At 42.1% G+C, this 14,133-nt stretch carries 10 protein-coding genes; 7 read left to right on the top strand and 3 right to left on the bottom strand.

Annotated features, from left to right (window positions below; translation table 11 throughout):
- Positions 1-134: 134 nt before the first annotated feature.
- Positions 135-2,549 carry a hypothetical protein gene (locus tag ABMY45_RS15525; RefSeq protein WP_227387177.1) on the bottom strand — a complete coding sequence of 805 codons (2,415 nt, stop codon included), beginning with the start codon at positions 2,547-2,549 and terminating at the stop codon, positions 135-137.
- 35 nt (positions 2,550-2,584) lie between these two features.
- Between ABMY45_RS15525 and ABMY45_RS15520 the strand changes: the two genes are divergently transcribed.
- Both ABMY45_RS15520 and ABMY45_RS15515 read left to right on the top strand, forming a co-directional pair.
- Positions 2,585-4,369: an MFS transporter gene (locus tag ABMY45_RS15520; protein WP_349289117.1), complete on the top strand. Its 1,785-nt coding sequence runs from the start codon at positions 2,585-2,587 to the stop codon at positions 4,367-4,369.
- Between the two features lie 90 nt (positions 4,370-4,459).
- On the top strand, positions 4,460-5,725 hold the full coding sequence (locus tag ABMY45_RS15515) for an amidohydrolase family protein (protein ID WP_239420775.1): 1,266 nt from the start codon (positions 4,460-4,462) through the stop codon (positions 5,723-5,725).
- Positions 5,726-5,914: 189 nt separating this feature from the next.
- Here ABMY45_RS15515 and ABMY45_RS15510 read toward each other — a convergent pair whose 3' ends face one another.
- Entirely contained in the window at positions 5,915-6,178 is a 264-nt protein-coding gene (locus tag ABMY45_RS15510; protein ID WP_349289116.1) for a RebB family R body protein, read from the bottom strand.
- Between the two features lie 400 nt (positions 6,179-6,578).
- Here ABMY45_RS15510 and ABMY45_RS15505 point away from each other — a divergent pair, with 400 nt between their 5' ends.
- On the top strand, positions 6,579-7,883 hold the full coding sequence (locus ABMY45_RS15505) for an NAD(P)/FAD-dependent oxidoreductase (protein ID WP_349289146.1): 1,305 nt from the start codon (positions 6,579-6,581) through the stop codon (positions 7,881-7,883).
- A 653-nt stretch (positions 7,884-8,536) separates the two neighbouring features.
- On the opposite strand, the gene ABMY45_RS15500 is transcribed toward ABMY45_RS15505, so the two are convergent.
- Positions 8,537-9,841 carry a hypothetical protein gene (locus tag ABMY45_RS15500; RefSeq protein ID WP_349289115.1) on the bottom strand — a complete coding sequence of 435 codons (1,305 nt, stop codon included), beginning with the start codon at positions 9,839-9,841 and terminating at the stop codon, positions 8,537-8,539.
- 420 nt (positions 9,842-10,261) lie between these two features.
- Between ABMY45_RS15500 and ABMY45_RS15495 the strand changes: the two genes are divergently transcribed.
- The 4 genes from ABMY45_RS15495 to ABMY45_RS15480 are packed head-to-tail and all read left to right on the top strand — an operon-like array spanning position 10,262 to position 13,908.
- The gene (locus tag ABMY45_RS15495) at positions 10,262-10,909 is read left to right on the top strand and encodes a TetR/AcrR family transcriptional regulator (protein WP_239420771.1); all 648 of its coding nucleotides are present in this window, start codon (positions 10,262-10,264) and stop codon (positions 10,907-10,909) included.
- Positions 10,906-11,847, top strand: a complete 942-nt coding sequence (locus ABMY45_RS15490; protein ID WP_239420770.1) for an HlyD family efflux transporter periplasmic adaptor subunit — start codon at positions 10,906-10,908, stop codon at positions 11,845-11,847. The genes ABMY45_RS15495 and ABMY45_RS15490 overlap by 4 nt, the downstream gene beginning before the upstream one ends.
- 2 nt (positions 11,848-11,849) lie before the next feature.
- Complete coding sequence (locus tag ABMY45_RS15485; RefSeq protein WP_102056677.1) at positions 11,850-12,782, top strand: ABC transporter ATP-binding protein; 933 nt, start codon at positions 11,850-11,852, stop codon at positions 12,780-12,782.
- Positions 12,766-13,908: an ABC transporter permease gene (locus tag ABMY45_RS15480; protein ID WP_239420769.1), complete on the top strand. Its 1,143-nt coding sequence runs from the start codon at positions 12,766-12,768 to the stop codon at positions 13,906-13,908. Before ABMY45_RS15485 ends, ABMY45_RS15480 begins: the two co-directional genes overlap by 17 nt.
- The last annotated feature ends 225 nt before the right edge of the window (positions 13,909-14,133 follow it).

Genomic DNA, 14,133 nt, shown 5'->3' with positions numbered 1-14,133 from the left:
GTTGTAAGTGTTTAACTGCTCGCTCAGGTTGAGGGAGCAGTTAGTCGTGCACGTTGTATGAAACACTCAATCTTATTTGCACAAAACCATCGGTCTTACTTTATTTGGCTTTTCAGACTTCCAATTAATTGTTTCTACAAATTGATTATTTTAACCAGCCTAATCGGTTCACCATCAACGTCAAACTCACCCGTGATCTCAAGTAATCCATTTTTCAATCCTTGTAACTTATATACTTCAATTACTTGTGTTTGATAAGGTAAGAAAGTAACAGGCTGCTGCCAAAGTGAACCTTCATTTTGAAATGATTGAAATGGAGTAAAATCGACGCGTAATATACCACTCGATGCACCTGAATAGGGACCGGTTAGCGTGATGGTAATATTGTCACGAACAGTGACTTCCATTTTTACCCCATCAAAAGGTTTCTCTGACGTTAGAAGAGGCTTTTGTTGTGTTAATCCGTTCCAACTAATCACTAAGTTCTGAAAAGTATGTTTTGGCAATAGAACACGGTGTTCACCTGAAGCTAGAATTTTTTTGTAGTTACCGTAAGTTAGCGCAACAGCATGCTTACCGGGGTTGTTGACGTAAAGATAGTGCATTCCATCAGAAAAATAGCTTTGGGTGTTGATACCACTTAGCGTAAAGAGCGCATCGTCGCCAAGTGTTGATTGCCAACTTTGCATCAAGTGATTGAGGGTTTTATTCTCAGTTTCAGTGACTGTCCTTGATTTCTGTTTGTTAAATATTTCGCGAAGTGGGGTCATACAGTCACTTAACTGAGCACTATATTCCACACAGGTGTTAAAGGCTCTGCGCAGTAGCGATGCACCTTTAAAGTGCCAGGGATTAGTGGTTTGTTCATTCGTGATCAAGTAATCATGCGCGGCAAAGTAGGGCGCTATTCTATGATTATTATTTCGGCCAAGAAGACTGATTTTTTGCAAGCTAAGCGCTGAAATGTCGATTTGGCTCAATTGTAACCTAGCCAGTTGCTCATGATGTTGTGTTTTCATTTTAATAACTAGCGCATCGTCCTGCTTTGAAAGCGTGAGCGCAAGTTGATGATATTGCTTGATATCCATGCGTAATTGCGGCAGCAGTGCGATAGACTTCGAGGAAAACAATGCTTGATTGCTTGAGACCGTTAACTTTACTCCTTCTTGAAGGGTAAATTGCAGTAAGTTGTCTTTACTAAAATCAACTTCTTCAACTTTAGAGCGTCCAAGACGCGCATCTAAGCTTTGGTTTGTTAAATCAGCGATTAACGCAACGCCAATTTCCCCACGTCTAATCTGCTCCGGCTCGAAGTCGATTTGTGCTGCAACACTATTCTCATCAAGTGAGTTGATTAGAGGTGTTTTATCTGATGCGGGAAAATCCATCACGACATGTGTAGAAGAAAAGTTTGGATGAATGTCAAGACGATTAAGTGTTTTGTTTTCGGTATTTCTGAGCCAATATGTGGCACCGTTTTGCTCCCAAGGCCCATCGACAATATAAAAACTTGGTGTGGCAGAGCGCACAAATGCTGCAAACTGCTGTTCAAGCTGGGGCCAATTGGGGAAGGTCTGTTTTAAGAGTGCATTGGCAGTTGGCAAGGTATTTTCAGAGTGGGGGTTTGCTTCCATTAATTTGCTGATAAAGCGTTTAAAATATTGATATCGCTCAGGATCGCTCAATAAAAAATGTACGATAAAAAAGTTGAGCCCGCGTTTGAGTGATGGATCATCATTGATTGCTTCAAAAGATGGCTGTCCATTTTGGTGATACTGCTGTAAACCTAAGTGCAGATAGTTCATTGGAGCACGGTCGAAAACCATTACAGTTAACTGTTTTTTATTTGGATCATATACGTGGCTTGCAATGGCATCTGCCATCCCCTCAGTGATCCAGTTGGGTGCCCAAGTTGAGTGACCGTTCAGGGCCATATGAAACGCATGCATGGTTTCATGGATCACGATGTAGCGCTGGTGATGCTGGCGATGACTCGGAAAGTTGTACCCTGCGCGGTTATAAAACATGGTTTCGCCACCAGCCGTTTTATGTACGCCTCGCAAAAAACCGTCGTCCAGCATGGCTTCTTTTGTACGTTGGCGTGAACTGCCATAAACGACAGCAATTCTCTTTTTATCAATCGCTGCAGGCGCCATACCAAACAATTCAACATAGTGAGGGTAAGACATTTCTAATAATTCTAAATAGAGTTTTACTTTGTCCTCAGGAAAGTCACTTTTTAGCGCAAAATGTTTACTCACCCACCAGTCATATCCCCGCGAGTTAGCTATTTTTCCATCGCTATAAGTCAGCGGAATTTGTTTACCAACATGTTGGATATCAATGTGTCTCAACGTGCTGACTCGACCATTAACGCTTATTTCAGAGCGCATATCAGCGGGGCTTGGAATAGCAGCAATATCGCTTCGCGTAGTTTTACATCCGCAGAGTAAAGCAAGTATTGCAATTAGAGGAGCAAATCCTAGCCGCGGCTTTTGCATAGAGGGTATTCGCCAATAAAAGGTATGGAATAGATAAAATAAAGACATGATACTTTTCTCTCGTTATTATTTGTGTATATTGTATGCAATATAAAATAACAAAGATAACAGGTATTGTCATTATGCAAAATCAGCAGCAGTGGTGTGAACCCGATCTCAATGGAGCAAATCGGTCAAAGTCGTCTTCTGGGTTTGGTCGAACTTTTTACATTGCGAATATCATGGAAATATTTGAACGACTCGCTTGGTATGGTTTTTTCGCCGTGTCATCAATTTATATGACAACACCAAAGTCGCAAGGCGGTATTGGCTTTACTGATATAGAGCGTGGCGCCGTACAGGGGATTATTCCCTTCTTTTTATATCTTTTGCCTGTTGTAACTGGTGCATTGGGAGATCGCGTCGGGTATAAAAAGATGTTCTTTTTTGCATTTTTGGTGATGACACCAAGTTATTATTTACTGGGACAGGCACAGAGTTTTTGGCCGTTTTTTGCTGCGCTGAGCTTTGTTGCGCTGGGGGCTGCCTGCTTTAAACCTGTGGTCGTTGGCACCGTAAGCCACAGTACAAACGATGGTAATCGTGGTCTTGGATTTGGGATCTTTTATACCATGGTGAATATTGGTGGATTTTTAGGTCCATTGGTTGCGGGATATATGCGCGCCATTAGTTGGGATGCAGTATTTATGATGTCGGCAGTTTGGATTGCCATAAACTTTATTCCCTTGATGTTATTTTACAAAGACCCCCAAACATTACCTAAAACCAAGCAATCTCTTACTCAAGTATTAAAAACCGCACAGTCGGTGCTGGGTAATACACGTTTAGCACTTACGCTGTTTGTCGCACTGGCGCTATTGATGTCAGCTGGCGTTGGGTTTTCTAACTACAGTCAAGCGTTTACTTGGATTGCAATATGGTTAGTAGCTAACTGGGTGTGGGACAGAGTGCTTATAAATCGAGCGCCGACTAAAGCATGGTGGCAACAACCGATGAAGGTGAGTAACCTGCCGTTTGCGTTATATTTGCTGATCCTTGCTGGTTTTTGGACTGTGTATAATCAGCTTTTTTATACTTTACCTGTGTATATCCGTGATTATGCAGATACCCGAGATATATTGGCGTGGTTTGGCGATTCTGGCGTCGCGTTTTTAGCACATGTTGATATTGATAAGTTAACTGCTTCCATTTTTACGCTGTTCAACGAGCTTAAGGAAAGCGGCGCGGTATCCATCGAAACCATTAGGCTTGAATGGGTTCACCTCAAAGTGAATGTCCCGCATGAGCAAATACAGTTGATACTACAAACGCTAAATGCGCTTCACGATAATGGACAGGCACTTTCACAGCTCCAAGCGCAAGCCCTTGCTGAACAACTCGTACAATATCGTCAAATTAATCCTGAGTATCTCATTAATTTAGACTTTGCAGCGATTGTGGTCGCACAAATTTTGGTGAGCTTTCTCTGTCAGCGATTTAGACCATTTTATGTGTTAGTCACGGGCTTACTGGTGATGACGGTTGCGTTTATCGCATTACTTAGCGATAGCGACTGGTTAAGTGGTCAGCTCATTGTCACTGTCATATTGCTTATCGCGCTTGGTGAAATGCTTGCCTCTCCTAAAAGCCAAGAATATGTCGCGAGTATCGCGCCTCAATCTCAAGCTGCGTTGTATATGGGATACTATTTTGTTTCTATGGCGTTGGGCTTCTTATTTGCTGGATTTTTATCTGGTTGGAGCTATAAAGTGTTGGTGCAAGAAATGGCGGCACCAGAGTTAATGTGGGGGCTATTTGCCGCTATCGCATTTATAACCGCCATTGCATTATTCTGGTTTAACACAGTGATAATAGACAGAAAAACATAGCACTATTGAAATGGGAACAGTTATTGGTCGCGATCGGTTTGTTTGCAAGCCATATTCTTTCTACACTCAAGCAAAAAATGAGGAAGTAACATGAATAAAAAAATATGGATGAGCACGGCACTCTTTGTTTCAAGCAGTGTGTACGCGCAAACGTATGTTTTAAATGCTGACTCTGCGATTGATGTGGTGTCAGGCAAGCTTATCTCACCTGCAACTGTGGTCGTTGAAGACAATAAGATTATCTCAGTCGGAAAATCAAATCGTAAAGCCTATCCAAAAGACGCTGAAGTGATAGACCTAAGTGGCCACACATTATTACCCGGTCTATTTGATATGCATGTCCACCTAACTTCAGACGCACATGTTCATGGCTACAAAAGGTTGCAACGCACTGCACCTCGTGCGGCAATTACTGGTGTTAGAAACGCCAAGCGCACACTAGATGCGGGCTTTACGTCAGTTCGTAACCTTGGTGCTGCTGGCTATGCTGACATCGCGCTGCGCGATGCCATTATTGATGGTGACGTATCAGGCCCACGTGTAAACGCAGCAGGTCCTTCACTTGGGATCACTGGCGGCCATTGTGACAACAACCTCCTAACCCATGAGCATAAAGTATTTTCAGAAGGGGTGGCTGATGGACCTTGGGCAGTAAGGCAAAAGGTACGTGAAAATATTAAATATGGCGCTAACTTAATCAAGTTCTGTGCAACGGGTGGCGTTCTGTCTAAAGGCACTAAAGTGGGTGCTCAGCAATATTCCCAAGAGGAAATGACGGCGATTGTGACCGAAGCACACTTACGCGGTTTAACGGTTGCTGCCCACGCGCACGGCACTGACGGTATCAAGTCTGCAATTAAAGCAGGTGTGAACTCAGTAGAGCATGTAAGTTTTGTGGATGATGAAGCCATTCAGCTAGCCAAAGACAAAGGCACGTACTTCTCTATGGATATCTACAATACGGAATATATTCTTGGCGAGGGAGAAAAGGCAGGTATTTTGCCTGAAAGCTTGGATAAAGAACGTAAGGTGGGTGCTACTCAGCGTGCTAGTTTTACAAAAGCGGTAAAAGCAGGCGTGAATATGGTGTTTGGCTCTGACGCTGGTGTTTATCCTCACGGTGACAATGGTAAGCAGTTTAGCCGCATGGTGAAATTTGGTATGACTGAACTACAAGCTTTACAGGCTGCCACTATTAACTCGGCGACGTTACTCAAGCAATATACACAATTAGGCTCGCTTGAGGCGGGGAAACTTGCTGATATTATTGCGGTTAAAGGCAACCCACTAAAAGACATTAGTGTAATGGAAAACGTCACCTTTGTGATGAAAGACGGCCAAATAGAAAAGCAGTAATCTAGCGACTAGCGCAGAGCTTGTTCTAAGTTCTGCGCAGACGCTATGAAACTGTTGGAATTCTTTTTTAGCCTCACTCTCGCTTGCTAGGCTGCCTTAGAGGTTATAAGGAGGCTTTCCTGCACTGCCCATAGTTTTACCTTACTTAGTATGTTATTTACATTGACTCGGGGAATAGGGTATTTCTTACTATCTGTAAATTTTTATAACAGCCATTGATGCTGCGATATCCACATTCATTAGGGTATTCACTCCCTGCGTCAAAGCCGCTTGAGCAGTGACATTGTTATTTTGTTGCGCATTGATAGCGTTATGTGCAGCGTTTGACAATGCTTGGCTCACGGCAAGCATGAGCTTAATCGTTGCTAATGCTGGTGAGTCTCCAAGCACTTTGGTGTTTGTTTGAGACACTGAATCGGTAACTTGACTATTCACCGCAGTTGGAAATGCCATGTTTATCTCCTTTAAATAGCTGATACAAAAAGACACATAACCCCGTGGAGTGCAGAGATACTATTCTCGGCTCAGAGTATGCTTACATTCAGTCTAGTCTCTATATTAAAAAGTGCATTCAACCAATATGGTTAGTACAACAATTATCTAGAACTGAATGTAAAATTGACCGGCAGGGGGGTTACCTTAGCCGATATACGAACCGCATTTTTTGGCTCTGAGCGTCCTTGGACTTGGGAAAACTGTTGAATAATTTTGACGTTATCCGCTGACAAATGAACTAAAAAGGCGCACAATAGTAGGCGTTGCCAGACAAGGTATTTCATGATGGATTTGAAATACCTAAGTGCTTTTCCAAGACCCTAGAGTACTTAAGTATTATACTTTTAAGGGCAACATGATGAATACGCAACTTCCTAAAATCGTGATAGTCGGTGGTGGTGCTGGTGGCTTAGAGCTGGCAACACAATTAGGGCATAAACTCGGAAAAAAACGCCAAGCGGAAATCTTATTAATTGATAAAAATCGCAGTCATATTTGGAAACCATTGCTTCATGAAGTCGCGACAGGGTCTATAGACGCTGACTTAGATGGAGTGGTTTATTCTGCTCATGCAGCAAAGCATTATTATCAGTTTCAGCTCGGCAGTTTTAGCCACGTAGACTCAACCAATAACACCATCACGCTGAGCGAGCTAAAAGACGAACTCGGCCATCGTATTCTCCCAGAGCGACAAGTCAGCTATGACTATTTTGTGCTTGCCATCGGTAGTATTAGCAATGATTTTAATACGCCGGGGGTCAAGGAGCATTGCTTCTTTCTCGATTCAAATCAGCAAGCTGAGCGGTTTCAGCATGCACTCCTCGATAACTTTACACGCTTACACCAAGACGATGATCCAAAGCACTCGTTAACTATCGGTATTGTTGGTGGTGGCGCTACTGGCGTTGAGCTGTCTGCCGAGCTGTATCATGTATCAGACATGTTGAAAATGTACGGGCTGAATAAAATGACTGCCAAACGCCTTCGTATTGATTTAATAGAAGCAGGTCCTCGAATATTACCAGCACTACCTGAGCGTATTGCCAATTCAGCTAAACGGGAGCTTGTGAAGCTCGGTGTCACGGTGCGGAAAGGCACTCAGGTAAAGCAGGCAACTGAAGACAGTTTTATTACTAAAGAAGATGAACAGTTAAAGGCAGACATCAAGGTGTGGGCTGCGGGGGTAAAAGCACCTGACTTTATTAAAGAGATTGGACTGTTCGAGCTTACTCGTAATAATCAAATTAAGGTAAATCAATACTTACAAAGCAGTGTAGATGAGCATATTTATGTCATCGGTGATTGCTGTGCATTTACCCAAGCGGATGGTACTCAAGTGCCGCCGCGTGCTCAGTCCGCCCATCAAATGGCGCAATGTGTAGAGAAAAATCTAATCGCCACACTAAAAAATCAACCTTTACAAGAGTTTACCTATAGTGATCACGGCTCTTTAGTGAATTTATCTCGTTATAGCACCGTTGGTAGTTTAATGGGAAACCTAACCAGCAATAGCTTTTTTATTGAAGGCAAGATAGCGCGATTCATGTACATCTCATTGTATAGAATGCATCAGCGCGCAATCCATGGTATCGCAAAAACCTTTGCACTATGGATAAGTGAAAAGGTGCTAAGAGTGGTGCGGCCAAAAATGAAACTGCACTAAGTTAACCTGAACTTCAGATAATTAATGCCTTTCTAGCAGCCAGTTTTAGCGCTAACCGTAACCTTGCCTACAAAGGGTCTTTGTGGGAGTAGGACGCGAGAGCGTTGCTATCCGTAAAGCCTTTTCTCTAGACAAGGGGGAACATTAATGTAATTTTAAAACAATGTGTTAGCTCACTCTTTTTCCAACCCCGATTGAGTAGCATTTGGTGTATCTAAAACCAAAGACAATTGATTTTTTGCTTTGCTGTTCATATTCCAATTTTCAAAAACTTTTACGTGGCTGTCCACGATATCTATCAATAGTTAAAGTGCCTGTCCATGATAACGGTCTTTCTATTTCGTATGTCACATCAGCGTGATTTTGAAATTTTTATAAAGGCTACCTTACTCGATTTCACAAAAAGACTTCCCACCATTACTCAGCTATACAAAGCTTCTAGAGGTCATGTCTCGTGTGGTTACTTTGCTTTCAAGTTGTTTTAAAACCCTAAGACCTACCGATCGCGACAGTTGCTTCATCGACTTAACGAGCAGCAATGTTTGCCATAATTAGAGGGTACTAAGGACCAAAATGTAATTGTCCCCCTTTGGTTATCCTTATCATATGATTCAAAAAAGTAAAATTGTCTTCAGTATGAATGAATTAACTAACTAACCTGAACTCTTTGTGGATAATAAACTTTTGAAGTTTTCATGAGACTCAATTTTTGAAGATAATATCTTGTCTAATTTAACTCCTAACGAAGCAGTGCTATCATTTTGTTTTAATAGCTTGTATAAAGAGTTAAATGAATAACCACCTGCAGAGTGCGTGAAAAGCTCTTTGAGAAGTTTATATTTATCATCTTTGTCGAACTTAACGCTGAGGACATCAAAAATCACATGACCACAAGCGTAAGCAGCAAAGACTGAAGGGGTGTTATCAATACTTCCTAAAGCTTCTGTCTCAAGCACGCTAGAACACTTTTCTATGTCACTTTTATAAAAATAATCATGATAATCTTTAGATATCATGCCTAAGGACAGTAACAGTTGGTAGGATAAATATTCAGCACTACCTTCATATAGCCATGTAGGTGAATCTCCCTTATTTGGAAAAAGATAACCATTCCAAAGATGAACAGCTTCGTGCGCGATTATTAGTAAAATTTCACGTTCATATCTCAAAGGGTTTAAAATAAGATCATCTCCACTTAGAGTTAACACAATTTGACCTGGTAAAGCACCACCTTCAAAGCCTAGATAGTCTCTACTTTTATCATAATAAATTAAAACTTCAATGCTGCCAGGGTGGTTGTGATCTAAAGCCTTTCCTAATAGGTTTATAATTTTTATTGTATTCTCAATAACTGAATTAGTTAGTCTAATATCTATCTCTGAGCTGGTTTTGAAATTTACACCCTTAAATTCTTGTGTTTCAATAGGTGCTAAAAAGTAATAACTTTTAAAATCACCACCTCTAATTTTAAGGTGGTTTCCACTGGTTTTCTGATTGTTATCTTTCTCTTTACTTATAATTTCGAATTCTATTTCTTCATTTTTTTCCTTGCCCATCTTTGTGTAATTTATTTCATTAGGTAAGAAATAGTCTAGAAAAATACCAGTCCCACTTTTGAAAAATAGATATGGAGAATAAGCTCGAATTTCAGATGTGTCGAACCCCTTATCTATTGTTATAGATAAACTTTTTTTGGGGGTGGAAAACTCTATTTTTCCATTGGGTGATATAGTGGGTGGGTGGTTATCTTTAAACCTCCAATAATTCATTATGAAGTTTTCAGGTGCGTTTTTTATCGTTATTGATCTTACGCTTTCTCTAAAAACATACTCTATCTCAAAGTTTTTCTTACTTGTTTCTTTTGTTATTTTTATTTCCACATTGCTTGCAGTGCTTAAAAAGGTGGAAAAAAGAATGCTTAAAAAAAATATTGCCTTGTAAATTTTTATTTCTTTCATTGTAAATTTACCGAGTTAATTACTTCCTGACTTTGTATGATAAGAGAGTCACCTAAAAAATCTAAGTTTCTTTCAATTTCAACCACACTAAAGCCACTTGCTATTAAATAGTTCACGATACAAGGCGTCAACAAGATTGTTACGTGATGATGCTAATTGTAACGACCTAAAAATTACGATGCGTAATCAGATCATAAAAACCCAATACTCGTCAATTTAAACTTCGATCCCGCTCTGTTTCAACTCAGACATCGCTATAAGGGCAAAGTAAGGTGCCTGTCCACAAAAAGGCCAGATAACCAATGAAAGTTTGATGTAGATTAGTGATTAATCATTTCCTCTTTTTTGATTAACGAAAGCTGTCGTGAAGCTTGCACATTTGTCCTAGTATATTAATCAAGTGATTAATGGAGTTGAAACATGACAAATAAGCTAACGGAAGCCGCTGTTACCCCGAGAGAAAAGCTCATCACCGCTGGTAAATGTTTGTTTATTAACCGCGGATATAATCGAGTCACGACTAGAGCAATTGCGGACCTTGCTGAGGTAAACATTGCTTTGATTAAGTACTACTTCGGCGATAAAGCGGGACTGTTTGAAGCGGTATTTCGCGAGGTTGCAGCACCTCTACTGAGCTTGCTTGAAGGGATTAAAAAATCACAGTTACGTGAACTCTCACCGCTTATTTTAACTCAGTTTATAGAGCGCTACTTTCAGGTGATGAGCCAATACCCAACGCTACCTAAGATCATTTTTATGGCACTACATGATACGCACTCTAAAGAGCATGAAATCATAAAAAAGATTTTCTTTGAGCATGTAGAGAACGGTGTCAGTGCTTTAAATTCGACCTTTCAAACGCTTTCGCCTGCAGAGCCCATTCGAGCTGAATGGTTACTTTTAACCTGCCTTGGCTTGTCGGCATTTCCTTTTTTGGTGCCACCTGTGATGCAGCCGCTACTTGGTATCGAAAACTCGGATACTGAGCAGTGGCGCTCGCTTGGCAAACATCAGCAAGCTATTTTTAACGTGTTTCTATCCCAGCATATTGAACGGAAAACATTATGAAAACACCGTTTTACATCATCAGTTTTGTGTTATTGACGCTTTTGGTTGGTTGTTCTAAACCCGAGCGTAAAATCTTCGGCATTATCGAACGACCGCAGGTGCAGATCAGCAGCCCAACCGGAGAGTTATTAGTTGAGTTGCTGGTCGAGCGCGGCGATAAAGTGGTAAAAGGACAGCCACTGGCGAAAATCGATGACGTGGTGCAGCAACAACAGGTTAATGCTATTGAACAGCAAATCGCGCGCTTGCAAGCGCAATATAGATTGTTACTCTCTGGCACCCGAGTTGAACAAGTCAAACAAGCCAAAGCAAGGGTCCATGCAGCACAGGCCGCTTGGGAAGAAGCTCAGCGGCAACTTGTTCGACAGAGGCAGTTAATCAAAGACAAGTTGACCTCTCAAGATAGGGTCGATGCCGCCTCTGCCAATGTCGAGTCGACACTTGGTATTTTGCAAGAGGCCCAAGCGCGTTTGAAAGAGCTTGAAAATGGCACGAGAGAGGAGACAATCGAACAAGCAAAAATCGCAATTACAGAAGCACAAACACAGCTAATTATTGCCAACAAGCAGCTCGCTGATCTTACCCTTAAAGCACCAACTTCCGGCATTGTCGAGGATTTACCTTGGCTTGTTGGTGAGCGTCCCATTAAAGGTGCACCGATTATTCTGCTGGCTGCTGACGACAAAACATTCGCTCGACTTTATCTGCCGCAAACCCAGCTTGCTAAAGTTTCTTTGGGAAGTGTGCTAAATGTGCATTTCGATGGCAGTGATAAAAGTCTACAAGGCACCGTCAGCTACATTAGCCAAAGCGCGAGCTTCACGCCTTATTTTGCACTTTCACAAGAAGAAAGAGCACGTTTAATGTATGTGGTGGAAGTGGTGCTCACTGATAAAGTGACTGTCCCGTCAGGCACGCCGGTTTGGGTGGAGCTGTAAGAATGACCAAGGAAATCGTGATCCAAAGTGAAGGTTTGGGTAAGCAGTTTAACGACTATTGGGCGGTTTCAGACCTAGACCTTACCGTAAAACAGGGCGAAATTTATGGCTTTCTAGGGCCAAATGGCTGCGGAAAATCAACTACAATCCGAATGTTGACTGGACTGTTAACACCAACCACAGGTCATATCAGTATTATGGGAAAGGATGTGCAGGCACATGGTGAAAGCTTGCGTAATCGATTAGGCTACATGACGCAAAAATTCTCCCTATACGAGTCGCTAAGTGTGCTGGAGAATCTCGAGTTTGTGGCGAAAATTTATGGTTTATCACGCAATGATGTTAAGCGTAGAGTGGCTGAGCTGCTACAGGAGTACCAATTAGAAGATAAAAAATCGGTGCAGTCCGGTGCATTGAGTGGTGGACAAAAACAACGCCTCGCGCTTGCCGCCGCCGTTATTCATAAACCAGAGTTGCTCTTTTTAGATGAGCCGACGTCAGCGGTTGACCCGGAAAATCGTCGTGCATTTTGGGAGCAGTTATTTAGTTTAAGTGCGCAGGGCACGACCATTTTAGTGTCTACCCATTATATGGACGAGGCAGAGCGTTGTCACCGCCTTGCTATCTTAGAGCAAGGTGTAAAGCGTGCGGATGATAGTCCCATCGCGCTGATGGAACAGTTAAAGGTTTCGGTGTGCGAAGTTGTGGGTGACGACGTTGCGGCATTAAAAACACGTTTAGCTTCATTACCGAGTGTGATTTCCGTCTCCCAAATAGGTGCTCGCCTAAGGGTGTTGATAAACAAAAAAGAATCACAACCTCTGGCATTATTGCGAGCTGAATCTGGAGGTGGTTACGAAGTGGATTTCACTCGCGCTAACCTCGAGGATGTGTTTGTAACGAGCACAGGGAGGGGCTATGCTGAGCTTGCGTAGGTTAAATGCCATCGTCAGTAAAGAGTTTATGCAGCTGGCACGCGACCGTATTACCTTTGCGATGATTGTGATGTTGCCATTGGCGCAGCTGTTGCTATTTGGTTATGCAATTAATACTGATGTAAGACATGTTTCCGCAGGTATTGTTGATTTTAGTCAGACTTATCAATCCAGACAGTTGATCCAAACCGCAGCCAACACTCAAGTTGTTGACTTTATCGGCTATTATGATTCAATTGCGGCGGCTGAGCAGGCCATTACCAGAGGAAAGGTGAATACCGTGTTGGTTATTCCTGCTGATTTTGTGCGTCGGCAGCTCAATCGTGATTATCAACTAAGTGGCTATAAAGTGGGTAATAGTACAGCGCAACATAGCGTTGCACAGTGGTTGATTGATGGTTCCGATCCGTTATTGAGTGGTGCCGTGGCGGGACTCAGCAAGTTGCCAACTAGCATCAAAAGGTTACCTATGCCTGCACTGCCAGACCCAGCTTTTGCGCTGCAAAATTACTTTAACCCAGAGAAACGCTCGTCGGTTAATATTATTCCCGGTTTGATTGCAATTATATTAACGATGACGATGATCCTATTTACCTCATCAGCGCTGGTTAGAGAGCGTGAGCAGGGTAATATGGAATTTCTTATCACCACACCGGTTCGGCCAACCGAACTAATGTTAGGTAAAATTCTACCTTACATTCTTGTTGGCTTTATTCAAATGGCGATAATACTATTTTTAGGACATTGGCTATTTGATGTACCGCTCAATTTTGATATGGCAAGTCTACTTATCGTGACGTTGTTGTTTATCACCGCGAGCCTTACCTTGGGACTGTTGATCTCTACTAAAGCCAAAAACCAATTGCAAGCAATGCAAATGACGGTCTTTGTGTTACTGCCTGCAATATTGCTATCTGGGTTTATGTTCCCATTTGCCGCGATGCCAAGAGCGGCGCAATACCTTGCAGAGATCTTACCTGCCACACATTACGTACGGTCGATCCGAGCTGTGGTACTTCGAGGCGCGCATTTCAGCGATTTGTATTTTGATTTACTCTGTTTAGTCGCCTTTAGTGTGATTGGCTTTATGATTGCGACGATGCGCTTTAAAAAGCGATTAGATTAGTTGTGTAAATATTGAATACCAAAGGATGGGCATTAGTCTTTATTATGTTTACGCTTTTTAGTGAGCAAGCAAATGATACCTTCGGCGCGTTGGGCAATTTAATTCTGGTGTTATGGCTTGCGATACTCAACATTTCGGTGCATTTGGTGTGGATTAAAGCTGGCAACTTGTTGGCGCGAAGGTTTGATATAGGCAAAAATAAAGGCTTCTAAATGGAAGCCTTTA

It is taken from the genome of Pseudoalteromonas sp. XMcav11-Q (assembly GCF_040104525.1).
Taxonomy (GTDB): domain Bacteria; phylum Pseudomonadota; class Gammaproteobacteria; order Enterobacterales; family Alteromonadaceae; genus Pseudoalteromonas.
This window is presented reverse-complemented; position numbering and strand designations above follow the sequence as displayed.

Coding starts and splice junctions, on each gene's coding strand:
- ABMY45_RS15525 (WP_227387177.1), bottom strand. CDS start 2,549: ATGTCTTTATTTTATCTATTCCATACCTTTTATTGGCGAATACCCTCT.
- ABMY45_RS15520 (WP_349289117.1), top strand. CDS start 2,585: ATGCAATATAAAATAACAAAGATAACAGGTATTGTCATTATGCAAAAT.
- ABMY45_RS15515 (WP_239420775.1), top strand. CDS start 4,460: ATGAATAAAAAAATATGGATGAGCACGGCACTCTTTGTTTCAAGCAGT.
- ABMY45_RS15510 (WP_349289116.1), bottom strand. CDS start 6,178: ATGGCATTTCCAACTGCGGTGAATAGTCAAGTTACCGATTCAGTGTCT.
- ABMY45_RS15505 (WP_349289146.1), top strand. CDS start 6,579: ATGAATACGCAACTTCCTAAAATCGTGATAGTCGGTGGTGGTGCTGGT.
- ABMY45_RS15500 (WP_349289115.1), bottom strand. CDS start 9,841: ATGAAAGAAATAAAAATTTACAAGGCAATATTTTTTTTAAGCATTCTT.
- ABMY45_RS15495 (WP_239420771.1), top strand. CDS start 10,262: ATGACAAATAAGCTAACGGAAGCCGCTGTTACCCCGAGAGAAAAGCTC.
- ABMY45_RS15490 (WP_239420770.1), top strand. CDS start 10,906: ATGAAAACACCGTTTTACATCATCAGTTTTGTGTTATTGACGCTTTTG.
- ABMY45_RS15485 (WP_102056677.1), top strand. CDS start 11,850: ATGACCAAGGAAATCGTGATCCAAAGTGAAGGTTTGGGTAAGCAGTTT.
- ABMY45_RS15480 (WP_239420769.1), top strand. CDS start 12,766: ATGCTGAGCTTGCGTAGGTTAAATGCCATCGTCAGTAAAGAGTTTATG.